The sequence below is a fragment of the Sphingomonas sp. LT1P40 genome (genome assembly GCF_036663835.1).
GTDB lineage: Bacteria > Pseudomonadota > Alphaproteobacteria > Sphingomonadales > Sphingomonadaceae > Sphingomonas.
The window spans coordinates 756,471-779,393 of the sequence record NZ_JAXOJT010000002.1; the positions used below are offsets into that span (position 1 = coordinate 756,471).

The window sequence follows — 22,923 nt, forward strand, 5'->3', positions numbered from 1 at the left end:
CTATCGCCTTGTCACACCCGCACCGCCGTCGACGGCAAGCACGGTGCCAGTGATCCATCCCGCCGCGTCGGAAGACAGGAACAGCAGCGATTCGGCCACATCCTCCGCCGTCCCCAGCCGCCCCAGCGGATGGCGCAGCACATTGGCGGCGCGCGCTGCGGCGGGATCGTCGGCGCGGTCGAACGATGCGCGCAGCATCGGGGTGTCGACCGATGCGGGCGCGATGCCGTTGACGCGGATGCCGTCGGCGGCGACTTCCAGCGCCAGCGTTTTCAGGAACGTCTCCAGCGCCCCCTTGGACGCGGCATAGGCGGCCAACCCCGGTGCGCCCATGCGCGCGTTGATCGACGAGACGAAGGTGAAGCTGCCCCAGCCCTTGGTCCGCATCGCCGGGGCAAAGGCCTGCACCAACCGCAATGCGCCGCCGACATTGACGTCATAGACGCGCAGGAACGCGGCAGGGGAGGAGTCAAGCGTGGCGGCGAATTCGGTGGTCGCGGCGGCGTGGATGACGATGTCAGGATGGCCGATCCTCGCCTGCACCTCCGCCGCCATCGCCGTCATCGCCGTGTCGTCGGCGAGATCGCAGGCCAGCGCCAGATCGCCGATCGAGGGTTGGGTGACATCGAGCGCGATCACCCGCGCCCCTGCCTCACATAGGCGACGGCACGCGGCCTTGCCGATCCCGCCCGCCGCACCGGTTATCAGTGCGATCTGCCCATCAAGCCGCATCCGCGTGTTCCTCCAGCATCAGCGCGCCATTCCAGTCCATGCCCGTCACCGCGCGTTCGTCGGCGGCGAACAGCGTTGCCACCAGCGTTGTCGCGCGCGTCTCACCCGGCGCCAACCGGATCGCGGTTCCTTTGGCCGCCGCCTCGCTCAGCGAGGGCAGCGCGTTGCACGGTTCCAGTGCCAGCATCGTGCGCGATCCATACCATGGATAATCTTTGCCGCCCCCCGCCAGCCGCCAATAGCCAAGGAGTGGGAACAGCGTCTCATTCCAGCGCAATGCCACCCCGGCACCACGTGCGGCGTTGCGGATTGCGAACCAGCCGGCATCGAAGCGGTCGACGCGCATGAACTCCTGGCTGTTGGCGTCGGGATCCGGAAATACCGACATGTCCTGTCCATCGAGCATTGGCCATTGGCCCTCACCCTGCGCCGCCAGCGTCGCGGCGGGCGGGGGCGTGTCGGTCGTCGTAAGGCGCGCGGGTGGCAGGTCGATCCGCGCGCTCGCATCCAGCAAAGGCGCGCCGAAAGTCGGATGGTGGCCCCACAGCATGTCGAGCGGCTGGGCGGATTCATTGGTCACCGCCTCGTCGATCCGCAGCACTGCGCCGTCGGCGTCCAGCGCGATCCGCCGCTCGATCAGCAATGGCATGCGTCGGAGCCGGGCATGGGCGCGCAGCACGACACGCTCGGCACGGTCCTCTTCGATCCCGTATTCCCACGGCAGAAACGTCGCCTCGCCATGATGGCCGAACGCGATGCCACCATGTTCGCACGGTCCGGGGCCGTTGGGCAGCATGACATACCAGCCGCCGGGAAACTGGTCGCGGAAGCCACCGCCGGGGAGCGGCGAGGACTGCATTGCGAGCGGCGAGAGCATGCCGCCGGGTGCCTGATGCAGCGTCTCCGTATCGCTCGGCTTGTGCGTCAGCTCCAAAATGTCGCAGCCCTTGTCGATTGCGATCACCGCGCGCAGCACGGCATTCTCGATGCTCACGCAGCGCCGCCCCCGCCAGACATATTCACGCAGCCGCGCGCCATGGTTGCGGTGCGGCCCGATACGGCCCCAATCCGTCGTCATGCGGGCATGGCCAGCCGTCGTGCGCGCGACACACAGGCGCGCGCGATCAGCCAGCCGATCGGGTGCATCACCGCCATCGCCAGGAACAATGGCGCATAGTCGCGCCCCTCGGCGAACTGGCCGACGATGCCGGTCGAGATGATCCCGCCCACGCCGCTGCCCGCCGCGATCAGGCCGAAGATCGCGCCGACCTGACGCTGCGGAAAGATATCCACCGCCAGCGTCGTCAGATTGACCAGAAACGCCATATGCGCCAGCGCCACGACCGCGCCCAGCGCATAGGTGATCGGCAGCGACGGCTGCGCAGCGATCAGCGCACCGACCGGCGCGATGCACACGGCAAAGCCCATCATTCGCAATCGCGCCGCCGCCGGGGCCATGCCGCGCTTGACCAGCCGCCCCGATGCGCCGCCGCCGAAGATGCTGCCGACATCGGCGGCCAGATAGACCAGCCACGCCGTGGCGGCGACGCCCAGCAGCGTCATGCCGCGCGCATCGATCAGATATTTGGGGAACCAGAAAAGATAGAAATACCACACCGGATCGGTGATCGTCCGCGCCAGCGCCAGTCCCCACACCGAGCGGTCGGTGAGGATGCGGCGCAAAGGCCATTTGGGTTCGGCCGACTCCGCCTCGCTCACCACCGCCTTCGGTGCCTTGCGGAATACCAGCAGCCATGCCGCCAGCCACACAAAGCCCAGCCCGCCGGTCACGAAGAACGCCGCGCGCCAGCCATATGCGATCGCCAGCCAGCCGATCAGCGGTGGCGCGATCGTCGCGCCGACCATTGCGCCCGCCGTATAGACGCCGACCGCAAAGCCGCGCTCATGCGGCGGGAAGCGTTCCGACACGGTCTTGGGCGCGGCGACATAATTGCCCGCTTCGCCCAGCCCGAGCAGGAAGCGCGCTGCGCCCAACTGTCCGACCGAACTGACCAGCCCGGTCACCATATTGGCGATCGACCACCAGGCGACGAACCCGGCCAGCGCGAGTTTCGGCCCCAATTTGTCGGTGATCCAGCCGACGACCAGATAAGCCAGCGTATAGGCGATCAGGAACAGCTGAACGACCCCGGCATAGTCGGTGTCGCTCATCCCCAGATCCGCCTGAATCGTCGTCGCCAGAATCGACAGCGTCTGGCGGTCGACATAGTTGAGCACGGTCGAGAAGAAGAGCAGCGCGAGAATCGCCCAGCGGACGCGGTGCGGTGCGGTGACGGGGGCGTTTGCGCTCATCGCCGTGCCACCGAGCGAGCGGTTGCCAGCGCCGCAAGCCCGGCGATGCTGGCGTCGTGCGCCGACACTTGCCGCGCGGTCAGCCCGAGCGCTTCGATGGGCGCGGCATAGAGCGGCATCAGCGCCGGCGCGCCGACCAATGTCACGGCCTCGAAGTCCATTCCGCGCGCACGATGCGCGGCGATGGCATCGCGGACTTCCGCAGCGATCAACAGGCCGGACAGAAACGCGCGCGCCTCGATCGCGGGCAGGTCGCCGGTCACAACGCGGCTGCGCGCGGCGAACACCGCCAGTTCGACCGCCAGCGTTGGATCGGCGAGCATGCGGGCGACGCCGTCACGGAAGGCGGGGGTGTCGGGCTGGATTGCGACCGACGCGCTGGCATCGGGCAGACCGCGCCCGACCAGACTGTGCGCCAGCAGGATCTCGAACAACTCGCCCTGCATGCTGGTGAAGAAGCTGCGCACCGCGCCGTCCTGAACGATCGCCCATTTGGCATGGGTGCCGGGCAGGCACACCAGCATGCGTTCACGCGGGGTGTCGATCAGATCGAGCAGCCCGAACAGCTGCACCTCCTCACCGCGCATTACATCGGGCAGGCCGAAGATGTTGGTGCAGCGCAGCCCCGGCGCGATGGCGATTTCCACACCCCGCGCAGTAAAGCGGTGGAGGCGGTCGGTCAGCGCTGACGCATCGCTGGGGCAGGTCGCATAGGGGCAGTCCGCCCAGCCCAGATTCGACCCGATCATTCCCGCCAGCACCACCGGCATCGTGCCGTGCACGGCCAGCCAGCCGGCCGCCGAATCGAAGAACGCCTGCTCGAAATCGCTGCAGAATTTGACGCCCGGTCCGGCGGCGCTGTCGATCACGCGCACCTTGTCACCATCGCGCGCACACAGATGTAGCCGCATCGCAGTGGATCCCCAGTCGCCGACGATCAGCAGCTCTTCGTTCAAGGCCTTGTCCTCTCATCGCAGCGGGTCTGGCGCCCGCATCGTCTGTTCCGACTTCAGAAATGTTTCGATTGAAGCAACAAGTCAACCTGCAATTGCTGTGTTGTGCATCGCCAAAGGCTTGACCTCGCCATCGCATCCGCCATCACGTTGCGCAACAAACCGGGGATTTGAGCACGATATGCGGCAAAAGCCGAACGCCCAGCCGAACCAGAGCCTGATCGACGGGATTGCGACGCTTCAGGCGCTCGCCGTCTCGCCGGATCCCGTGGGAAATCGCGAGCTTGCGCGCCAGCTCGGCTTCAACCCGACGCGCGTCAACCGGTTGCTCAAGACGCTCGCTTATCTGGGCATCGCGCGGCAGACGGCGAACCGTAAATATACGGCGGGGCCGGGTATGCATGTGCTGGCCGCGCAAAGCCTGTTCGCGTCGAAGATCGTGCAAACCGCGTTGCCAGCGCTGGAAAAGCTGCGACGGTTCGGGCTGACGATCGCGCTGGGCGTGTTGTGGAACGACAATGTCAGTTACCTCTTCCACGCCCCCCCCGGCATGGAGACGACCCAGGCGCTGGGGCGGATCGGCCTGCTTCCGGCGAGCAGCAGCGGGATCGGCATGGCGTTGCTGGCGGAGCAGGATGACGAGCATTTGGCGGAGCTGTTCGAGGAACGCGAGATTCCGGACTTCCCCGGCGGGCTGGCCGAGCTGATGGTCGCCATCGCCGAGGTGCGGGCGCAGGGCTATGCGCGGGTGCGGGTGGGGGAGAATCATGACCGCCACACCATCGCATTGCCCGTCTCCCATCCCGCCTTTGCCGCCATCGGCCTGTCCGGCTGGATCCCCGAGGACAGCACGGCAGCGATCGTCGAAGCGCTGCGCGAAGCCGTCGCGGAGATTGGCGACTGACAAATGAAACGCTATCAGCAACATTGTTATTGCTAATTTAGCACCGTTATCGTTATTGGGCTTCAGCAAGGGCGGCAAATCGCCGTGCGTCTCGTGCTGGAGGGGATTTCATGTCAGACATTGCGGGCGCGTTTCCGGTGCTGCCCACCATTTTCGACGCGCATGGCGATGTCGACGAGGCCGGGTTCCGCCGCGTGGTGCAGTGGGTGATCGATTGCGGCGCGGACGGCGTGGTGTTTCCGGGTCTGGCCAGCGAATACGACCATTTGACCCTCGACGAACGCCGCCGCCTGATCCGCGTGGTGGGGGAGGTCGCGCATGGCCGCGCCGCGTTCATCGCGGGTTGTGGCGGTCATAGCGATGAAGAGAGCGCGGCGCTGATCGTCACCGCCGCCGATTCCGGTGCCGCCGCCGCAATGGTGGTGACGCCCGCGCGCCTGGGTGGCGATACCGACGCGCTGGTCGATTTCTACAACAGCCTCTCCGCCGCCGCGCCGCTGCCGATCATGCTGCAGAATGCGCCCAAGCCGATGGGGCTGGGCCTCTCGCCCGACGAGGTGCTGGCGATCACCGCCCGCGCGCCGGGTATCCGCTACGTCAAGGAAGAGAATGCCCCTTGCGGCCAGCGCATCACCGCGCTGCGTGAGGCAGGCGGCGCGGGACTGGCCGGGATTTTCGGCGGGGCTGGCGGACGCTACATCACCGATGAACTGGCGCGCGGGGCCGATGGCACGATGCCCGCCGCCGAGATCGCCGACCTTCACGTGGCGCTGATCGCGGCGCAGCGCGCGGGCGACTGGGCGGAGGTCCGCCGCCTGTTCGAGCGCACCTTGCCGCTGCTCAACATGCAGGCGGTGTATCGCTGGCGGCTGACCAAGGAAGTGCTGAAGCGGCGCGGGCTGATCGAAAGCGCATATGTTCGCGCGCCCGGACCCGCGCTCGACGCGCACGATCTGAAGGAGTTGGACGAGTTGATGGCGGGCCTGTCCGACCTGCTCGACGCGCCCTCGCCGCGGCTCGCCCGCGCGCTATAGTCGCCGCCATGACCGACGCCATCGCCCATATCGAGACCTTCGTCGTCACGATCCCGCGCGACACGCCCTATCTGGGGCCGCTGCGGCCGGGCGAGGTGGTCAACGAGCGCGGCTATTTCGTCCGCACGTCGAACCGCACGATCTATCCGGTCGAGGACCGTTCGGTGCTGGTCAAGGTGACGACGCGCGACGGCGCGGTCGGGTGGGGCGAGACCTATGGCCTGACCGCACCGGGCGTGATCGGCGTGCTGATCGACGATCTGATCCTGCCGCTGGTGCGCGGGCGAGATCCGGTCGACGTCGCCGCGATCTGGGACGATCTCTACGATATCTTGCGCGTGCGCGGCTATGGCGGCGGCTTCTGGCTGGATGCGGTGGCGGCGGTCGATATCGCGCTATGGGATATTTGCGGGAAGCTGGCGGGGAAGCCGGTGCGCGACCTGCTCGGCGGTGCTCGGCGGCAGACGATCCCCGCCTATGTCTCCGGCCTGCCGCGCGCGACGATTTCAGAGCGGGTCGAGCTGGCGCAGGACTTCGTCGCCAAAGGCTATAGCGCGATCAAGTTCGCGGCGGCAGTCTCGACGCAGGGCATCGAGGAGGAGATGCAGGCGCTGCGCGAGGCGCTGGGGCCGGACGTGAAGTTGATGATCGACTTCCACTGGATGTTCGATGCGAACGCGGCGACCGCGCTGATCCGGCGGCTGGAGCCCTACGGCCTGTTCTTCGCCGAGGCCCCGGTGAAGCCCGAGGACGTCAACGGGCTGGCGCAAGTCGCGCGCGATGTGTCGGTGCCCGTTGCGGCGGGCGAGGAATGGCGCAGCACCTACGACGCGCTGCCCCGGCTGAAGGCGCGGGCGGTGTCGATCGTCCAGCCCGAAATGGGCCATACCGGCATCACCCAGTTCATGGCGATCGCCGCGCTGGCGGGGGCGCACGGCGTCTCCACCATCCCGCACGCGACGATCGGCACCGGCATCTTCCAGGCCGCGAGCCTCCAGGCATCGGCGGCGATCGCCGATTTGCCGATGCACGAATATCAGCATTCAATCATGGACCGGAATGCCGAGTTGCTCGACGGGCAGCTAAAGGCGGAGGCGGGGGTTTATCTGCTTCCCGAGGGACCGGGGCTGGGCGTGGAGCCGGGCGCGGCACTGTGGCAGCATGCGGTGAAGATTCAGGGGTAGGTGGCGGCTATTGGGTCGTTAGCTGGCGTTCGGTTCTGCAACCCGGAACGGATGCTTGGGGTTCCGGCGGATGAACTCGTCAACCTCCCGCAAGCGCTCCGGGAACGGCTCTGCCTCTTGCCAGCGCGTGTGATTCACAAAGCGAAATCCGGCAAACCAGAGGGCGCGAACCTTGGCCCATTGTTCGTTGTCGGATCTCTTGGGCACCTTGAACGCACGCCCCATCGAATGAAGCGTGTCGCCGCATTCCGGGCACTTGCCAATGGCCTCGTCCGGCAGCTTCCAAGACTTCTGACAGTCGAAGCAGGCGTGGGGCCAAAGGCAAATTGGCCCTCGATAGTTGGGGAGGCCTGTCATCACAGGCAGCGCTCTATTCCCCGTCGCGCGACGAAGCTCCATTCGCTCTTCTTTAGACGGAGGTTGAGCCATCCGCGTAATATGCGATGACCCGGCGAATGTCCGCAAGTGGGTCGTGAGCAGCTGCCGCACCTACCGCCCCAACGTCACCTCATCACCCTGCCCATTCGCACCACCCTTGCGCTTGCCCGACAGGCGAAAGCTGAAACTTTCGCCCGCTGGCACCGGCACGCTGAACTCGAACGGGAATGCCGTGTCGGTCGTCTCGGTCCATGCGCCGCCTCCAACACGATAACGCAAGGTTGCGCTGGCGATCGTGCGGTCGTCCTCGCGCAGATAGACATAGCCGCGACGTCCGAACTTGCCGAAATCGAGCAGGTAGGCGCGGGCGTCGCCGAATTTCACGCTCGCGCTGTCGGTCTTGACCCGCGCGCCGGTGCCGCCCAGCATCGCGCGCTGGAGCTCGGCCTTGGCGCGCAACCCGTCGATGCGGATCGCCACCTGACCGCCCGCCGGCACGGTGACGCGCCAGCCATTGCCTGCCGCCACCGCCGAACCCTCGGGCGACAGCGTCGTCACCCGCGTCGCGCCGACGCGCTGGACCTGATCGGGCTTCAGCGTGAAGTCCGCCGTGACCGCCTTGGCCGACTGGTTGGCGAAGGACAGATAGACCGCGTCGCCGCGATAGCCCGCGACATGGTTCAGCTCGCTCGCTTGCGTTTGCACCAGCCCCTTGGGCAACCACAATTGCACGCCGCTATCGCCGTAGAATTTGCCCGGCTGATAGCCGTAGAAATTGCTCTGGAGATAGGCATAGCCCTCAATGAACTGCGCCGGAAAGTCGATCGCGCCGTCCGAGCGCGCATAGGCATCGGCGACGAGGTAATCGAGCAGCAGCGAGGCCATCGGCCAGATGTGATTGTAGTGGAACGAGTTGACGCTCAGCTCGAGATGCTCGCGCAACGGATAGTCGGCATCCTCGTAGATCGTCGTGCGCGCGGTGTTCATGTGATAGCCGGGGAAGTTGCGATAGCGCCCGATCACCGCCGCCTTGGCCACGTCCTTAAGGAAGGCGTCGTTCGTATCCTCGCCGATCTTGAGCATCCACGGCGCGTAATTGGCCATGAAGATCGCGCGGTGGCCGGTGCTGGTGCCGGAGCTTTCGGCGGTCAGCCCGATTTCGGACACGCGCCACGCCGCGACCTTGCCCTCGCGCGCCTTCATCGGCTTGTGGCCCTTGCCCTTCAGATACCAATACATTGGCGCTTCGCCGCCGGGATTGACGGTGACGTCGGCGGTGGGGATGCGCGGGGCCATCCAGGTGAACATCGTATAGCGCCGCGCGCCGAGCCGCGCCGCGTCGAGGAAGCGCCGCTCGCCGCTGGCTTCATAGAGACGGTAGAGGTCGACGAAATCGGGGACGAAGGCGGGCCAGAAGAAGAAGCTTTCGTCCTTGAACTCGCTCTGGTTCACCGCGACGCGCTTCGCCAAATAGCGGTCGGCACCGGTGACGGCGGCAGACAGCATCGCCTTGTCGCCGGTCGCCTCGAACAGCGACAGCGCGTTGTGCCAGCTGTTGCCCGGCTCCGCCACGTCGAGATTGCGGACGCGCTCGCCTTCATACTCCGCGCGGGCGAGGTCGAGATAGGCGGCGTTGCGCTTGCCGAAGATCGCATAGAGCGTCGCCAGTTCGGACACGGGTGCTGCGGGGCCGAGCAGCTGACGCGAGGGGTGCTGGATCTTCTGTTTCGGGTCGAGCGCGAACAGGAACTTCTCGCGCGACAGCATATATTCGACATAGGGCGCGACGCGGCCGTCGAACATGTCCTGTCGGTCGGTCACCATCGCCAACATCAGCGGGTTGAGGCTGGAGACGTTCTTGACCGCGCCCGGCACGTCGGTGGAGTAGGACGAGCCCTTCAGCTCATCGAGCCAGCGTGCATATTTGGTCATCGAATAATCGACCATACGATCGAAGGTGGCGTTCAATGATCCGGTCGCATTGCTACGATAATCGCGGAAGCCATAGATGCGCCGCGCGAGCTTTTCATAGACCTGCGTCAGGTCCTCGCTCTTCTCCCGCACCAGATAAAAGCTGAAATCGCGCACGCCCCCGGCGGGCAGGCGGGAGAGCGTGCCGCCCATGACGGGCGCGAAGATCATCGGGCTGGCGCGCCCATCCTCGGTGCGCAGCGCGACGCCGAAACGGCTGTTGGTCGGCAGCGGCATCGGCTGAAACGGGAATTCCGACGGATGCGCCAGCGCGCCATAAGCCACGCCCTCGTCGCGGACCAACGTCGTCGGCAACGGCGCGCGATAGGCGAGCGTCAGATAGGGCCGGTCGGGCATCCGCCGTTCCTGCCACACCAGGGGCTGCCACAATTCGTCCGCCGCTGCCGCCGCGATCTTCGGCGCGCCGACATAGCCGACCGAATAATAGCCGGGGGCGCGGGCGGTCAGCTTCCACTTCACCAGCGGATAAGGCTGGGCCGACAGGTCGGCGGTTGCGGTCAGCGTGAAGCGCGGGTCCGCCGGATATTCCGCGGTCAGCATATTCCCGGCGCGCGTCACCTGCGTCGGGGCCATGCGAATCTGCTCGCCGCTGTTGAAGTAATTGGCGCTGCGCCGGTCCGCCTTGCCGTCGAGGATACGATCGTCAAAGCCGTCGCCCTGGCTGGCGACGCTGCGTTTGGTTTGCGCGAGGTCCGCCCTGGCGGGGTCGAATGCTGTCCAGGTTTCGACATTGTAATTGACCTTGGCAATGCCCGCTGCGCGCGTTGCCAGACCGGGATTGTCGGCGCGGTGCAGCACCACGAAGTCCATCGTGAAGCCACCCATTTCGGCGGGCATCGCCGCCGCCGCGGCCTGCCCGTTCGGGGCCGCGCCGACGCGCGCGAACGCAACCCCGCCCGCCGTCGCAACCCCCAGCGCGAGCGCGCTGATCCCGATAAGCCGTGCAATCACCAGATACGCTCCATTACTCGGGTCGGGGTCAGAACTTCGCGCGCAGATTGGCGGTGAACGTCCGCCCGTTTTCGAGGAAGGACTGGGTCGCCTCCTCGAAGCTGCTATATTTGCGGATCGACGAGTTGAGCAGGTTCGATCCCGAAAGGCTCAGCTTCAGCTCTTTGGTGATGTCGATATTCACCGACGCCGACAGGCTCTCATACGGCTTGTAATAAACGCCGTCGCCGCTGCCGCCGATCTTGTCGAGGAAGCCGCCGCGCCAGCCATAGCCGACCCGCAGCCCGATTGGACCTTTCTCGTAATAGCCGACCAGATTGGCGCTGTGCTTCGACAGGCCTTCGAGCGGCAAGTCAGCCTGGGTGCGGATATCAGTGATGCCCGACTGGCTGTCGATGAACGTATAGGTCGCATTGATGCCCAGCCCGTCGAGCGGACCCGGCAGGAAGGTCAGCGGCTGTTTGAACTGGAACTCGAACCCCTTGATCGTGGCGCCCGCGCCATTGAAGGTACGATTGATGCGGTACGGCGTCTGCGGATCGCTGTCGGTGACGTCGGCGTCAAGGCCGGGAAGAATTTCCTCGACCAGGCGGGTGAAGATGAAGCTTTCGACATCCTTGTAGAAGGCGGCGAGCGACACGATCGAGTCGCGCGTCGGATACCATTCGATCGACAGGTCGAACTGGTTGACGCGGAACGGTTGAAGCGCCGGATTGCCGCCCGAACCGCCACCAGCCGAGGTGATCGAGAAGGAGGGCGAGAGGTCGCGGGTGTTGGGTCGCGCCATCACCCGCGCCGCACCCAGCCGGAGCAACAGCGTGTCGGTCAGCTGGAACCGGAACGCCGTGCTGGGCAGCCAGTCGTCATAGCTGATGCGGTCGTTGCGCTCCTCGAACCCGCCGGTGCCGCCGCGAATGCCGTAAAAGCCGTTGGCCAGCACCTTTGTCTTCACATAGCGCACGCCGACATTGCCGGTCATCGGCAGGCCGAACCAGTCCGCGCCGAAATTCGCCTGGACGAAGGCCGAATAGATCGGCTCCTCGATGTCATAGCTGGAGGTGGGGTCGTAGAGGTAGGGCGTGCAATTGGGCTGAAACACCTTGCACACGCCCTCCAGCTCGCCGAATTCGGGCACGCCCAGCAGGAAGCTGGTCGGGAAATTGCCCGTCGCGCTCTTCATGAAATCGTCGAAGGTGACGGTCTCGTAATTGTTCGGATACGACGTGACCGGGATCGCCGCCGCGCCGGATGCGGCATAGGTGCTCTGGTTGCGAAAGGTTTCGCGGTTGCTCTTGATATTGCTGTAGCGCACCCCGGCCTCGATGCTGCGCAGGAACGGCCCTTCGATATCGTATTTCAGGTCGAGCCGTCCGTTCAGCTCCTCCGACTTGTAGACGAACAGATTATCGAAGCTGGTGCGATAGATGTACAGCGCGGGATCGGTCAGATCGAGTGTCGCGGGCAGCGTGATTTGCGGCACGTCGCTGTCGCGGAAATCGAACGGGATCAGGTGGGTGGCGCGAGTGTCGGCGCGCAGATAGGCCTGATAATAGTCCTGCGTGCCGCGCGTGTAGGAAACTTCGCCCCGCAATTCGAGACGATCGCCCGCCTGCCAGCGTCCGCCGACCGCGCCGCTCCAGATGTTGGTGGGCAGCGTCATCCGCTCACCATTGCCCTGCACCGTTGCGCGGACGGTGCCCGCGATCAGATTCTCGTTCGCGGTATAGATCGGGTTGGTATAGGCCGACGATGCCGCGCTCAGCGGGATCGAGATCCAGCGGCGATAGCGGTCGGTGTCGGCACGCGCGTAGAGGACGTCGACATACATGTCGAAATCGCTCGACGGTGCAAAGGTCAGGCCGGTCGTCACGCCCAGCTTGCGGCGCTTTTCCTCCAGCCGCTGATAGCGGATGTCGTTATAGTAAAAGATGTTGATGCCATCCCCATTGGGATCGCGGATCGCGGCGTTGCTGTTGAAGCTGTCGGGTGCCTCGCGCCAGCCGGTGAAGCTGTCGCTGGAATCCTGAAGGATGTTCAGTTCCTGATAGTTGACGCCTAGCGAGAAACCGAACTTGCCGTCCATGAACGACTTGGCGATCAGGCCGGTCAGGCGATAGGACAGATTGTCGGCCTTGTCTTTGTAAACACCCTGCGCCGATCCGCCGATGAACCATTCGTCGTTCTTGGGCGCGCGCCGCGTCTGGATGTTGACGGTGCCGCCCAGCGAGCCCTCGATCATCGACGCGGAGGGAAGCTTGGTCACGTCCATCCGCGAAACCAGCTCGGACGGGATCAGCGTGAGGACGTTATACGCGCCGTCATCTGGTCCGTCGGGGCCGCGGCCATAGGGGCTGATGAGCGTGCGGCCATTGAACTCCAGCCGGTTCTGGCGAAGGCCGCGCACCGAAATGTCGCTGGCCTCGTCGATTCCGCGCCGCACCTGCACGCCCGACACGCGCTCCAGCGATTCCGCGACATTCTGGTCGGGCAGCTTGCCGATATCCTCGGCGACGATCGAATCGACGATCTGGTCCGAACTGCGTTTGATGTCGATTTCTTCGGCCTGGCTGGCGCGAATGCCACTGATGACGACTTCGTCGGCGGCTGCTTCGTCGGTCTGCGCGGCGGGGGCGGGGAGTGTCTGGGCGGGTGGCGTGGGCACCGGAGCGGCCTGATTGTTCGCCATGGCGAAACACTGTGGCGCACCTGCAATCAGCGCGATGACCGCCGTTGCCGCGAGAAAATCACGAGAAACTGCCATTTTTCCTCCCCAGACACCCGATGGGCGCGATTTCGCGTCCCATGTTTATGAGAGGATATTGTTGCTATTTTAGCCATAGGTCAAACACTTTCTACGGCCATTGCGGTACGCTTTATCTGTTTCGCCGTGTTCGACCCATCGGCGTCACACCCGTAAATATCTGAAATACCACACTTCATGCCCCTGTCGCCGCGCCTTGCGCTCGTAACGCGTCTCCGGCCAGTCGTCGGGGCGGGTCAGGAAATCCGTCGCCGTCTGGGCCAGCCACTCGAAATCGCGGCGCTGGTTCATCACCATCATCGACCAGCGGCAATAGGTAGGGTCGTCGGTGCCCAGCCGGAATTCCGCACCCGGCTTCAGCTTGGCGGCGATCAGGTCGAGCGGGCCGTGATTGACCATGCGGCGCTTGGCGTGCCGCACCTTCCGCCACGGATCGGGGTGGAGCAGATAGAGGCGATCGAGGCTGACATCGGGCAGCCGTTCGACTACGTCCAGCGCGTCGCCCATATACAGCCGGACATTGTCCAGCGCGCTGTCACGGATATGCCCCAGCGCGCCGACCACGCCGTTCAGGAACGGCTCGCAGCCGATAAAGCCGGTATCGGGCCGCATCGCCGCCTGTCCCGCCAAATGTTCGCCCGCGCCAAAGCCGATTTCGACTTCCAGAGGACGATCATCGCCGAACAGGGTTTGCGCATCGAGCGGCCCGGTTTCCGGCACCTCGACCTGTGGCAGCAGTTCCTCGACCAAAGCGGCCTGACCGGTGCGAAGCTTGTGGCCTTTTGAGCGGCCATAAAGACGGCGAATGGTAGTTGGGTCGTTCATCGCCGAAGCCACTAGCGGCGCGCGCGACTGATGTGAACCGCGCTCAGCCCATGCGTTCGAAAGCGATCTTCCGCGTCCGCGCATCGGCGCCGGTCAGTCGTACCGTCAGCGTATCGCCGGGCGTCAGCCCCGACGCATCGACTCGCGCGACGACCGGCAGTTCGCACAGCTGGATCGACGCGCCGCGCTCGCCGATATCGGTGGCGATCGCCGCGAAAATCTCCCCTTCGCGGCCCGCCAGCATCACCGCCTCGGCCATGTCGATCACCGCGCGGTCGATCTGATTGGCGCGGGCGTCGGCGCGGGCCATGACTTTTGGCAGCTTTGCAAACGCGGCCACGACATGCGCGGGCACTTCGCGATTGTTCGCCACCGCGAGCGCGGCCTGTACGACATAGCGGTCGGCCAGCCGGCGCAACGGGGCGGTGGCATGGGCATAGGGCGCGGCGACGGCGGCGTGCCACGGCGTCTCGCCCGCGCGGAATGGCTGATAGCCCGCACCATTGCCGGCGCGGCGGATCGCCAGCATCAGCGCGGCGTCACGCGGGTTGGCGGGGTTCAGTGTCCGCTCGAACTGGGTCAGCGTCGCGGTGGCGGGCCACTCGATGCCGAACGCACGCGCGGTGTGGCGCAGCCGTTGCACCGCCTGATCGTCCGGCTCGGCCATCACGCGGAACAGCCCGGTTTCGTGCGCGATCAGCGCATCCGCCACCGCCATGTTGGCGGCCAGCGACAGCGCCGCATTCTGCGCCTCCGACGGGTGTCGCTCGCGAAACACCAGCGCCAGTTTGCCGTCCGGCCCATGCGCAACTTCCTGTTCCGGCGGATCGACCCGCGCCGCCCCGCGCGCGATCTCCGCCGTCTCGATGCGCCGTGAAAGCTCGGCAAAACCCGGCGGCAGGTCGCTTTCCCGCACGGTTGCATAGGCCAGTTTGGCGCGGGATCGGATCACCGCACGCGTCGCCGCGTCCAGCTTCACGCCGCCATCGGGTGCAACTCGCACGCTGAACACCACCGCCGGACGCGGGCCGTCCGGCAACAGGCTGGCGGCCCCCTCGGCCAGCACCGGCGGATAGAGTCCGGCCTTGCCATCGGGCAGGTAGAAGGTTTCGCCGCGCGCCCACGCTTCGGCGTCGATCACGCCGCCCTCGTCCACGAACCACGCAACATCGGCGATGGCATAATGCAGGATCAGGTCGTTACCGGCCGCCTCGATGCTGAACGCCTGATCGAGGTCGCTGGCGGTCGCGGGATCCAGCGTCACGAAATGCCGGTCGGTCCAGTCGGCGTGATCGGTCGGCGCACGCGTCGCGGCGTCCGCCGCTGCCGCCAGCACGGCGGGCGGAAAGCCGTCGGGCACCTGAAACTCGGCGCGGATCGCCGCCAGTTCGCGGGCAAGGACATTGGCGGGGTCTGCGAGGGTCTTCATCGCGGCATGCTAGGCGCTGGCCGCAATCGCGCAACGCAAAAGGGCCGGAAATCGCTTCCCGGCCCCTTTGTTTTCGCTATCGGCGGATCAGGCCAAAGCTGCCTTCAGATCATCGACCAGATCGGTCTTTTCCCATGGGAAGAAATCGCCCTCGGGCTTGCGCCCGAAATGGCCATAGGCGGCGGTCTTCGCGTAAATCGGCTTGTTGAGACCGAGATGCGTGCGGATGCCGCGTGGCGTCAGGCCGCCGAGCTTTTCGATGCTCAGGATCGCGTTTTCGATCGCATCGTCGCCGACGGTGCCGGTGCCGTGCGTGTCGACGTACAGCGACAGCGGCTTCGACACACCGATGGCATAGGCGAGCTGGATCGTGCAGCGTTGGGCCAGACCGGCGGCAACGATGTTCTTCGCCAGATAGCGGGTGATGTACGCCGCCGAGCGGTCGACCTTGGTCGGATCCTTGCCGCTGAACGCGCCGCCGCCATGCGGGGCCGCGCCGCCATAGGTGTCGACGATGATCTTGCGCCCGGTAAGCCCTGCGTCGCCGTCGGGTCCACCGATCTCGAAGCTGCCGGTCGGGTTGATGTGATAGACGGTCTCGTCGCTGAGCAGTTCGGCCGGGATGACGTCGGCGATCACCGACTTCACATAGGCGTGCAGCTCGGCCTCTTTCTCGCCCTCGTCATAGCCCCTGCCATGCTGGGTCGAGACGACGATCGCGGTGGCGGCGACGGGCTTGCTGCCCTCGTAGCGCAGCGTAACCTGGCTCTTCGTATCCGGCTCCAGGAACGGGGCCTTCTTGGAATGGCGGTCGGCGGCCATCTGTTCGAGGATCTTGTGGCTGTAGTAGAGCGTCGCCGGCATCAGATCGGGCGTGTCGTCGGCGGCATAGCCGAACATGATGCCCTGATCGCCGGCACCCTCGTCCTTGTTGCCGGACGCGTCCACCCCCTGTGCGATGTGCGCGGACTGTGGGTGAAGATTATTCTCGAAGCGCAGCGTCTCCCAGTGGAAGCCGTCCTGCTCGTAACCGATCCGCTTCACGGTATCGCGGACGGCCTTTTCGACTTCGTCCTTGACGCCCGGTGCCCAGTTGCCGGCCTCGTCCATGATGCCACGCCCACGGATTTCACCGGCGAGCACGACCAGCTGCGTGGTGGTCAGCGTCTCGCACGCGATGCGTGCCTCGGGGTCTTTTGACAGAAACAGGTCGACGATGGCGTCGGAAATCTGGTCGGAGACCTTGTCGGGATGGCCTTCGGAAACCGATTCGGACGTGAAGAGATAGCTGGAACGCATGATGATCCTCAGTGATAAGTCGGGCCGTTGCCATGCCTGACGGGAAGACGGTGATATAAAGCTTTTGTTATATCGCGCTGGCCCTAGCGGGCGAAGCGCCGAAAGGCAATTGCGGCGGCCAGCAGCAGTCCCGCGAAGAGAAATGCGATCCAGTTTCCGAACCGTGAGAACAGCGTGGGCGGGAGCGCGGCGGGCATCGGCGCCTCGATCGCCTTTGCCTCGCCCATACCCGCCGATGCGACAACGCGGCCATTCGCGTTGATGATTGCGGAAATGCCCGTCGGCGTAGAGCGCAGGATGGGCAGCCCCTCCTCGATCGCGCGCATCCGCGCCTGTGCCAGATGCTGCGGCGGACCCCAGCCGCCAAACCATGCGTCGTTGGAGGGGTTGAACAGGATCGCGGGGCGATTGGCGCGGTCCACCGTCTGGCCGCTGAAGATGATTTCGTAGCAAATCTGCATGCCGATATTGCCGAAACCCGGGATCGCCATCGTCCTTGGCCCCGGACCTGGCTCATAGTCGATTTCGCCCGCGACCAGCCGGGATAGACCCAGCGGTTCGAGGATGGTGCGCATTGGCAGATACTCGCCATATGGGACCAGATGCGCCTTGTCGTAACGGCCCAGGATGGTCCCGGCGGCATCGAGCGCGAACACCGAATTGGTCGCCGCGTCGAGTTCGGTATCGCCCTTGAACAACAGCGCATTGCCGCCGATCAGCGCGATGTCCTTTGGTCCCAGCGTCTGCGCAATGGTCGCGCGGATCGTGCGCGGATCGCCCTTGCTATACCAGGCTTCGGGATAGCCCTGTTCCACCCAGTAATCGACTGCGCCCTCCGGCCAGACGATCAGGCGCGGGGCGGGGCCGCCGGGGAGGAGGGCCGGGCGATCGTTGGACAGCCGCACCAGTTCGCTCAGCGCGAGTTTCGCGTAGGTGCCGTCGAGCGTGGCTTCCTGTCCGATATTGGGTTGCAGGACTCGAACGCGGGGATGGTTGGCTGCGGCGACGTGCGGCTTCCAAATGGGTGCGAACAGCACGGCGGAGGCGAGCAGCGGCATGATGACTGCAACCGGAAACCACCAATTGCGCCGGCTGGCCAGCAGCAGCGCGCCTGCCACGACAATCACCAGACCCGACAATGCGTAGGTACCAACCCACGCCGACAGCGACGCTACCCCCGGCACCGGCAGCCAGCTGACGCCCAGCGGATTCCACGCATAACCGGTGAACATGACGGCGCGCAGATATTCGCTGACGATCCACGCGGCAGCAGCGATCAGCACGAAGGCGACGTCAAGCTTTCGTCCCTGACCAAAGCGCCACGCAAGGCCCATCGCCATCGCCGGATAGATCGCCAGATAAAGTGCCAGCAGGACCACCGCGACATAGCCCAGCTCCGCGGGCATCTTGTCCTGATAGATAAAGGCGTGCTGGATCCAGTTGTTGCCGACGGTGAAATGGCCAAGCCCGAACAGCCAGCCACGCAGCAACGCTTGCTTCAGCGTCGGCGCCTCATGCGTCAGCCGCAACAGGATGGCGAAGCACACCAGCCCGACGACCCACCAGTCGAGCGGGGCGAAGGCGGTGGCGGAAAGGATGCCGGTGAGGAGCGCGATGAGACGGGGGCGTGGCAACATGGTGCGATGCTATTGCGCCGGAACGTGACAGACACAAGCTTGGGGCGTATCATTGCATCAACACACCCAAGGAGCGATCATGGCCGAACCCGTTACCGTTGATATCCCGCACAAGCTGGGCAAAGACGCCGCCCGCGCGCGGCTGGCCGCTGGCGTCGGCAAGATCGGCAGCATGGTTCCCGGCGGCGGGACGGTGCAGGAGCGCTGGGACGGCGATACGCTCCATTTCACCGTCAGCGCGATGGGGCAGTCGGTGGCGAGCAAGCTCGACATCTTTGAGGATCGCGTTCACGCCGTGGTCGATCTGCCGCCGCTGTTGGCGCTGTTCGCCAACAAAATCCGAGAGAAGTTGCTGAGCGAGGGGCCAAAATTACTGAAATGAAGGAACCTGCGGGCAGCCATTCGGTTTAGCGCACAGGGAGACATCGTAATGCGTTTGCTGGTCGCCATTCCGCTTGTGCTCGTCGCCGCCTGTTCGGACGATACACCGCAAGCACCTGCCGGAACCGAAGTCACCGCCAACGGCGCGATTTCCGCCCCCGCTCCGGCGAAAACGCCCGCCGCACTGCCATCTGCGACTGGCCCGGGCACCGCGTTCGGCCTGACCACCAGGCAGATCGAAGATGCCGACCTGATCGACAGCAGCGGCAAGGATTTGGGCGATGTCGAGCGAGTCGAGACCGACGCATCGGGCAACATCGTCGGCGTGATCGTAGAGGTGGACGACACCAACCCGGACCGCCTGGTGCGATTGCCGCTGACGCGGCTGACTGCCGCATCGGATGGCGACGACTGGGATCTGCGCGCGGCGACGACGCGCGATGAGTTGATCGCGTTGCCACAGGTGGATCGCTGAGATGCGCGGGCGTTCGCGCGCCATCAGCTGGATGATCGTCGGTGCCGGTGCGCTGACATTGGGCAGCTGCACCGGCGCGATGATGGGGCATTACACCGTGACCGGCATGATGCCTTTGGTGTCGCGCTCGACGCTGGGCGAACCGCGCGACACGGCGTCGCGCGATCCATTGTTCGAGTCGGCTTATTCGGACGCAGGCTCGGTCGATTGAGGGGCGGCGGGTGCGCTCACCCGCCAGATGACGTTGCCCACATCGTCCGCCACCAGCAGCGCGCCGGTCTTGTCCGCTGCGACGCCGACGGGACGTCCCATCGCCTTGCCTTCGGCGTTCAGGAACCCGCTGACGACATCGACCGGCTTTGCACCGGCAATCGGAAGTCCGCGCGAATCGAATGGGACATAGACGACCTTGTAACCCGTGGCCGGCACCCGGTTCCATGATCCATGCAGGCCGACAAATGCGCCGTTGTCGTAATTGTCCCCCAGTTTCAGATCCTGAGCAAAGGTCAGGCCAAGCGGGGCGACATGCGCGCCCAGCGCGAAATCGGGTCGCGCTGTATATTCGCGCAAATCGGGCCGTTCGGGCTTCACGCGCTTGTCGACATAACCGCCCCAGTAATTCCACGGCCAGCCATAAAAGCTGCCGACATCGACCTGGGTCAGATAATCGGGCGGCATGTCGGAACCGAGCATGTCGCGTTCGTTGACCACCGCCCACAATCGGTTGCTCGTCGGGTTGATCGCCAGGCCGACGGGATTGCGCAAGCCCGCCGCATAGATGCGAAAGGTGCGGGCGCGAGGATCGACTTCCAGCACCGTCGCGCGGTTCTTTTCGACATCCAGCCCGTTTTCGGCGATGTTCGACGCCGATCCAACGCTGACCAGCAGCGTGTTGCCCTCGCCCTCCGGATTGACGACCACGTCGCGGGTCCAGTGATTGCCGCCACCGGGCAGGTCGACCACCTTCTGCGCCTTGGCCGTGATCTTCGTTTCGCCGACCTTGAACGGAAAGCGAACCAGCGCATTGTGGTTGGCGACGTAGAGCGTCTCCCCCACCAGCACCATGCCGAACGGCGAATCCAGGCCGTTGGCGGCGGTCAGCAATGCCGACCGGCTTTCCGCCACGCCGTCACCATCGGCATCGCGGAGCAAGGTAATGCGGTTGGCGGAGGGGACGCCGGCACCGGCGCGGCCCATCAGCAGCTTCATGACCCAGCCGGTGATGCCGCCATCCTCGCGCGGCGGCGAATTGCTCTCGGCCACCAGCACGTCGCCATTGGGCAGGCGATAAATCCAGCGCGGATGGTCCAGCCCCTTGGCAAAGGCGTTGACGGTCAGACCCGCTGCGGCGGTGGGCTTGGCGTCGCCGGGCCAGCCGACTGCTTCGGCGACATTGATCGTCGGAAAGGTTTCGGCGCGGGTATCGGTGATCTGGGGTTTCTGACCCGCCACCGCATTGGCATCGAGCTGCGCCACATCGGGCCGCGTAACGTACCAGACGAACGCGGCAGCGACGAGGATCAGTCCGCCGACGATAATCAGGATCTTGCGCAAACGGGTCATTCTTCGACTTCCAGTAATTCTTCGGGCGGATGGAGGCGCAGGCGACGAACGCGCGTGGCGTCGGCCTCCAATACTTCGAGAGTCCAGCCGCTGGGATGTTTCAGGCATTCGCCCGCTTCGGGCACGTGGCCGGCGAGGATGAAGGCGAGGCCGCCCAGCGTCTCGATATCCTCGTCAACCTCACCCAAGCGCGGGTCGATCGCGGCGGCGACGTCTTCGAGCTCGGCGCGGGCGTCGGCATCCCAGCCACCATCGTCCAGCGGCACGAACAGTGCCTCGGGTGCGTCGTCATGCTCGTCATCGATCTCGCCGACGATTTCCTCGACCAGATCCTCGATCGTGATGAGGCCTTCGGTCCCCGAATATTCGTCGAGCACGATCGCCAGATGGGTGCGGCTTGCCTGCATCTGTACGAGCAGGTCGAGCGTACCCATCGATTGCGGCACGTAATGCGGCTGGCGCATCAGATCGGTAATCTTCGATGGCGGGCCGGCCCCGGCGGCGAGAACGGCGAACACGTCCTTGATATGAATCATCCCGATCACGCGATCGAGCTTCTCACGATAGACCGGCAAACGGCTGTGCCCGGCCTCGGCAAACAGCTGGACCAGTTCGGCGAAGCTGGTGCTCTCGGCAACGGCGACGATGTCCGCACGCGGCACGCCGACATCGCCGGCATCGCGCTCGCCGAAATGGAGCAGGTTGCGCATCATCTTGCGCTCGAGCGGGGAAAGGTCGCCGTCCTTCGACAACAAGTCGCTCTTGTCGCCGCCATCCTCGGCGTCGGCCTCGTCGATCGCTTCCTCGATTCGATCTCTCAGCGTTTCATTCTGCTCATCGCCGAACAGGAGGGCGCGCAGCCCGCGCCATATCCCGCCCTCGCTGCTACTGTCGCCGCTCCCGTTGCTACTGGGTCCGTCCGCCATGTTCGCCGATTAGTCCTCACGCACCAGATAGGGGTCGGGGATGCCCAATGATTCGAGCGCGGCGCGCTCCATCGACTCCATCGCCTCGGCTTCGGAATCCCCCTGATGATCGTATCCTAGCAAATGCAGCACCCCGTGGACAATGAGGTGCGTGGCATGTTGCTCGACGGTAATGCCTTTTTCCGCCGCTTCCGCCGCGCAGACGCCGTGCGCCAGGACGATGTCACCCAGGATCACCTCGCCATCGTCGCTGTTCTGCGTCAGCGCCTCGATCAGATCGGGTTCGATCATCGGAAAGGACAGGACGTTGGTGGCCATGTCCTTTTGCCGATACTGGTTGTTAAGCTGATGCACCTCGCCATCGCTGGTAAGGCGCACGGCGATTTCGATCATGGCAACTGTGGTGGCGAGTGATCCGTGCGGGGTCTGTCCGACGGCAGCGGCGGCCGCCCTTGCGCCGATCGCCTCCCAATCGGCATCGGGCCAGTCGGCTTCGCGCTGGACGGCGATATCAAGCATCAGGCGAGGTCCGTGTGGATGAAGTCGTTGCCCTTGTAGAGGAGACGGGCGTCGTTCGTTTTGGCGCACGCATAGGCAAAACAGTCGCCCATATTAAGTTTGGCCGGATGGCCTGATCCGCGACCGTAACGGCTGGCCGCGTCAATCGCCAATTGTGCTTCCTTCTCGCCGAGATCGACCATGACCAAACTATGTTCTCGAGCGAAATGTTCGACCTCATGATGTGCTTCCGCGATGGTCAGATCGCGCAACCGGCGCAGACCAAACACACTTTCCCATTGCGACACCGCCGACCAGAGCAGTTCGGTTTCTTCATCCGCCCGATCAGCATAGGTCTGCCAGTCGGCTTCCTGACCGACGATGGCGATAATGGCGGACGCATCCATGAACCAGCTCACAGATCGCCCGATAGTTCGTCGAAGAACGCCTTGTCAGCCTTGAGGCCGGTCTCGGGTGGCAGGGGATGCTGTTTCCAATACTCAAGCATGCGTTCACGCATCGGGCGCCGATCCTTACCTTCCGGCGTCAGCTTAGCGTCGATCGCTTCCAGCGCCTGACGCACGGCCTCGGTCTTGGTCGTGCCGAGCTTCTGCGCAACGCGCTCAGCGAGAAACGCCGTTTTGCCATCCTTGATGTACAGCGCGCCCATCGTTCAACTCCAGAAGGA

General features: G+C 65.0%; 22 protein-coding genes. 6 read left to right on the forward strand and 16 right to left on the reverse strand.

The window, feature by feature from the left end; translation table 11 throughout:
- Genes U1702_RS15220 through U1702_RS15235 form a run of 4 tightly spaced genes read right to left on the reverse strand, consistent with a single transcriptional unit; the run spans position 1 to position 4,001 of the window.
- A complete protein-coding gene (locus U1702_RS15220; RefSeq protein ID WP_332726032.1) occupies positions 1–732 on the reverse strand; it encodes an SDR family NAD(P)-dependent oxidoreductase in 732 nt (243 codons plus the stop codon).
- On the reverse strand, positions 722–1,810 hold the full coding sequence (locus U1702_RS15225) for a DUF4432 family protein (RefSeq protein ID WP_332726033.1): 1,089 nt from the start codon (positions 1,808–1,810) through the stop codon (positions 722–724). Before U1702_RS15225 ends, U1702_RS15220 begins: the two co-directional genes overlap by 11 nt.
- Positions 1,807–3,045 (reverse strand): MFS transporter, encoded by a 1,239-nt coding sequence (locus tag U1702_RS15230; protein WP_332726034.1) that lies wholly within the window; start codon positions 3,043–3,045, stop codon positions 1,807–1,809. The genes U1702_RS15225 and U1702_RS15230 overlap by 4 nt, the downstream gene beginning before the upstream one ends.
- The gene (locus U1702_RS15235; protein WP_332726035.1) at positions 3,042–4,001 is read right to left on the reverse strand and encodes a 2-dehydro-3-deoxygalactonokinase; all 960 of its coding nucleotides are present in this window, start codon (positions 3,999–4,001) and stop codon (positions 3,042–3,044) included. Before U1702_RS15235 ends, U1702_RS15230 begins: the two co-directional genes overlap by 4 nt.
- A 178-nt stretch (positions 4,002–4,179) precedes the next feature.
- On the opposite strand from U1702_RS15235, the gene U1702_RS15240 reads away from it, so the two are divergent.
- The 3 genes from U1702_RS15240 to U1702_RS15250 all read left to right on the forward strand — a co-directional run bounded on the left by U1702_RS15240 (position 4,180) and on the right by U1702_RS15250 (position 7,120).
- Positions 4,180–4,902, forward strand: a complete 723-nt coding sequence (locus tag U1702_RS15240) for an IclR family transcriptional regulator (RefSeq protein ID WP_332726036.1) — start codon at positions 4,180–4,182, stop codon at positions 4,900–4,902.
- Positions 4,903–5,012: 110 nt separating this feature from the next.
- A complete protein-coding gene (locus tag U1702_RS15245; RefSeq protein ID WP_332726037.1) occupies positions 5,013–5,936 on the forward strand; it encodes a dihydrodipicolinate synthase family protein in 924 nt (307 codons plus the stop codon).
- An 8-nt stretch (positions 5,937–5,944) separates the two neighbouring features.
- Positions 5,945–7,120: a mandelate racemase/muconate lactonizing enzyme family protein gene (locus U1702_RS15250; RefSeq protein ID WP_332726038.1), complete on the forward strand. Its 1,176-nt coding sequence runs from the start codon at positions 5,945–5,947 to the stop codon at positions 7,118–7,120.
- Between the two features lie 18 nt (positions 7,121–7,138).
- Here U1702_RS15250 and U1702_RS15255 read toward each other — a convergent pair whose 3' ends face one another.
- The 7 genes from U1702_RS15255 to lnt form a co-directional block, all read right to left on the reverse strand.
- Positions 7,139–7,477: a hypothetical protein gene (locus U1702_RS15255; RefSeq protein WP_332726039.1), complete on the reverse strand. Its 339-nt coding sequence runs from the start codon at positions 7,475–7,477 to the stop codon at positions 7,139–7,141.
- A gap of 132 nt (positions 7,478–7,609) precedes the next feature.
- The gene (locus U1702_RS15260) at positions 7,610–10,441 is read right to left on the reverse strand and encodes a hypothetical protein (RefSeq protein WP_332726040.1); all 2,832 of its coding nucleotides are present in this window, start codon (positions 10,439–10,441) and stop codon (positions 7,610–7,612) included.
- 28 nt (positions 10,442–10,469) lie between these two features.
- On the reverse strand, positions 10,470–13,202 hold the full coding sequence (locus tag U1702_RS15265; protein WP_332726041.1) for a TonB-dependent receptor: 2,733 nt from the start codon (positions 13,200–13,202) through the stop codon (positions 10,470–10,472).
- A 144-nt stretch (positions 13,203–13,346) separates the two neighbouring features.
- Positions 13,347–14,027, reverse strand: a complete 681-nt coding sequence (gene trmB, locus U1702_RS15270) for a tRNA (guanine(46)-N(7))-methyltransferase TrmB (RefSeq protein ID WP_332726042.1) — start codon at positions 14,025–14,027, stop codon at positions 13,347–13,349.
- Between the two features lie 43 nt (positions 14,028–14,070).
- Positions 14,071–15,456 carry an RNB domain-containing ribonuclease gene (locus U1702_RS15275; protein ID WP_332726043.1) on the reverse strand — a complete coding sequence of 462 codons (1,386 nt, stop codon included), beginning with the start codon at positions 15,454–15,456 and terminating at the stop codon, positions 14,071–14,073.
- Between the two features lie 87 nt (positions 15,457–15,543).
- Positions 15,544–16,755, reverse strand: a complete 1,212-nt coding sequence (gene metK, locus U1702_RS15280) for a methionine adenosyltransferase (RefSeq protein WP_332726044.1) — start codon at positions 16,753–16,755, stop codon at positions 15,544–15,546.
- 83 nt (positions 16,756–16,838) lie between these two features.
- Positions 16,839–18,392, reverse strand: a complete 1,554-nt coding sequence (gene lnt, locus U1702_RS15285; protein WP_332726045.1) for an apolipoprotein N-acyltransferase — start codon at positions 18,390–18,392, stop codon at positions 16,839–16,841.
- Positions 18,393–18,471: 79 nt separating this feature from the next.
- Between lnt and U1702_RS15290 the strand changes: the two genes are divergently transcribed.
- From U1702_RS15290 to U1702_RS15300, 3 genes are read left to right on the forward strand one after another with little or no spacing between them, the layout of a single operon-like run.
- Positions 18,472–18,774 carry a polyhydroxyalkanoic acid system family protein gene (locus U1702_RS15290; RefSeq protein ID WP_332726046.1) on the forward strand — a complete coding sequence of 101 codons (303 nt, stop codon included), beginning with the start codon at positions 18,472–18,474 and terminating at the stop codon, positions 18,772–18,774.
- 48 nt (positions 18,775–18,822) lie between these two features.
- A complete protein-coding gene (locus U1702_RS15295; protein ID WP_332726047.1) occupies positions 18,823–19,248 on the forward strand; it encodes a hypothetical protein in 426 nt (141 codons plus the stop codon).
- Position 19,249: 1 nt separating this feature from the next.
- Positions 19,250–19,459 (forward strand): hypothetical protein, encoded by a 210-nt coding sequence (locus U1702_RS15300; protein WP_332726048.1) that lies wholly within the window; start codon positions 19,250–19,252, stop codon positions 19,457–19,459.
- On the opposite strand, the gene U1702_RS15305 is transcribed toward U1702_RS15300, so the two are convergent.
- The 5 genes from U1702_RS15305 to U1702_RS15325 are packed head-to-tail and all read right to left on the reverse strand — an operon-like array spanning position 19,432 to position 22,905.
- On the reverse strand, positions 19,432–20,802 hold the full coding sequence (locus U1702_RS15305; RefSeq protein WP_332726401.1) for a PQQ-dependent sugar dehydrogenase: 1,371 nt from the start codon (positions 20,800–20,802) through the stop codon (positions 19,432–19,434). The genes U1702_RS15300 and U1702_RS15305 overlap by 28 nt on opposite strands.
- A gap of 5 nt (positions 20,803–20,807) precedes the next feature.
- Positions 20,808–21,737, reverse strand: a complete 930-nt coding sequence (locus tag U1702_RS15310) for a hemolysin family protein (protein WP_332726049.1) — start codon at positions 21,735–21,737, stop codon at positions 20,808–20,810.
- A gap of 9 nt (positions 21,738–21,746) precedes the next feature.
- Positions 21,747–22,256 (reverse strand): rRNA maturation RNase YbeY, encoded by a 510-nt coding sequence (ybeY, locus tag U1702_RS15315; protein WP_332726050.1) that lies wholly within the window; start codon positions 22,254–22,256, stop codon positions 21,747–21,749.
- Positions 22,256–22,654 carry a type II toxin-antitoxin system VapC family toxin gene (locus U1702_RS15320; protein WP_332726051.1) on the reverse strand — a complete coding sequence of 133 codons (399 nt, stop codon included), beginning with the start codon at positions 22,652–22,654 and terminating at the stop codon, positions 22,256–22,258. The genes ybeY and U1702_RS15320 overlap by 1 nt, the downstream gene beginning before the upstream one ends.
- Positions 22,651–22,905, reverse strand: coding sequence for a type II toxin-antitoxin system VapB family antitoxin (locus U1702_RS15325; RefSeq protein ID WP_332726052.1), 255 nt, complete (start codon positions 22,903–22,905; stop codon positions 22,651–22,653). Before U1702_RS15325 ends, U1702_RS15320 begins: the two co-directional genes overlap by 4 nt.
- Positions 22,906–22,923: the final 18 nt, after the last annotated feature.

What these genes read in the sequence shown, in the direction of transcription:
- U1702_RS15220 (WP_332726032.1), bottom strand. Translation starts at nt 732, where the DNA reads ATGCGGCTTGATGGGCAGATCGCACTGATAACCGGTGCGGCGGGCGGG.
- U1702_RS15225 (WP_332726033.1), bottom strand. Translation starts at nt 1,810, where the DNA reads ATGACGACGGATTGGGGCCGTATCGGGCCGCACCGCAACCATGGCGCG.
- U1702_RS15230 (WP_332726034.1), bottom strand. Translation starts at nt 3,045, where the DNA reads ATGAGCGCAAACGCCCCCGTCACCGCACCGCACCGCGTCCGCTGGGCG.
- U1702_RS15240 (WP_332726036.1), top strand. Translation starts at nt 4,180, where the DNA reads ATGCGGCAAAAGCCGAACGCCCAGCCGAACCAGAGCCTGATCGACGGG.
- U1702_RS15245 (WP_332726037.1), top strand. Translation starts at nt 5,013, where the DNA reads ATGTCAGACATTGCGGGCGCGTTTCCGGTGCTGCCCACCATTTTCGAC.
- U1702_RS15250 (WP_332726038.1), top strand. Translation starts at nt 5,945, where the DNA reads ATGACCGACGCCATCGCCCATATCGAGACCTTCGTCGTCACGATCCCG.
- U1702_RS15255 (WP_332726039.1), bottom strand. Translation starts at nt 7,477, where the DNA reads ATGACAGGCCTCCCCAACTATCGAGGGCCAATTTGCCTTTGGCCCCAC.
- U1702_RS15265 (WP_332726041.1), bottom strand. Translation starts at nt 13,202, where the DNA reads ATGGCAGTTTCTCGTGATTTTCTCGCGGCAACGGCGGTCATCGCGCTG.
- trmB (WP_332726042.1), bottom strand. Translation starts at nt 14,027, where the DNA reads ATGAACGACCCAACTACCATTCGCCGTCTTTATGGCCGCTCAAAAGGC.
- U1702_RS15275 (WP_332726043.1), bottom strand. Translation starts at nt 15,456, where the DNA reads ATGAAGACCCTCGCAGACCCCGCCAATGTCCTTGCCCGCGAACTGGCG.
- metK (WP_332726044.1), bottom strand. Translation starts at nt 16,755, where the DNA reads ATGCGTTCCAGCTATCTCTTCACGTCCGAATCGGTTTCCGAAGGCCAT.
- lnt (WP_332726045.1), bottom strand. Translation starts at nt 18,392, where the DNA reads ATGTTGCCACGCCCCCGTCTCATCGCGCTCCTCACCGGCATCCTTTCC.
- U1702_RS15290 (WP_332726046.1), top strand. Translation starts at nt 18,472, where the DNA reads ATGGCCGAACCCGTTACCGTTGATATCCCGCACAAGCTGGGCAAAGAC.
- U1702_RS15295 (WP_332726047.1), top strand. Translation starts at nt 18,823, where the DNA reads ATGCGTTTGCTGGTCGCCATTCCGCTTGTGCTCGTCGCCGCCTGTTCG.
- U1702_RS15300 (WP_332726048.1), top strand. Translation starts at nt 19,250, where the DNA reads ATGCGCGGGCGTTCGCGCGCCATCAGCTGGATGATCGTCGGTGCCGGT.
- U1702_RS15310 (WP_332726049.1), bottom strand. Translation starts at nt 21,737, where the DNA reads ATGGCGGACGGACCCAGTAGCAACGGGAGCGGCGACAGTAGCAGCGAG.
- ybeY (WP_332726050.1), bottom strand. Translation starts at nt 22,256, where the DNA reads ATGCTTGATATCGCCGTCCAGCGCGAAGCCGACTGGCCCGATGCCGAT.
- U1702_RS15325 (WP_332726052.1), bottom strand. Translation starts at nt 22,905, where the DNA reads ATGGGCGCGCTGTACATCAAGGATGGCAAAACGGCGTTTCTCGCTGAG.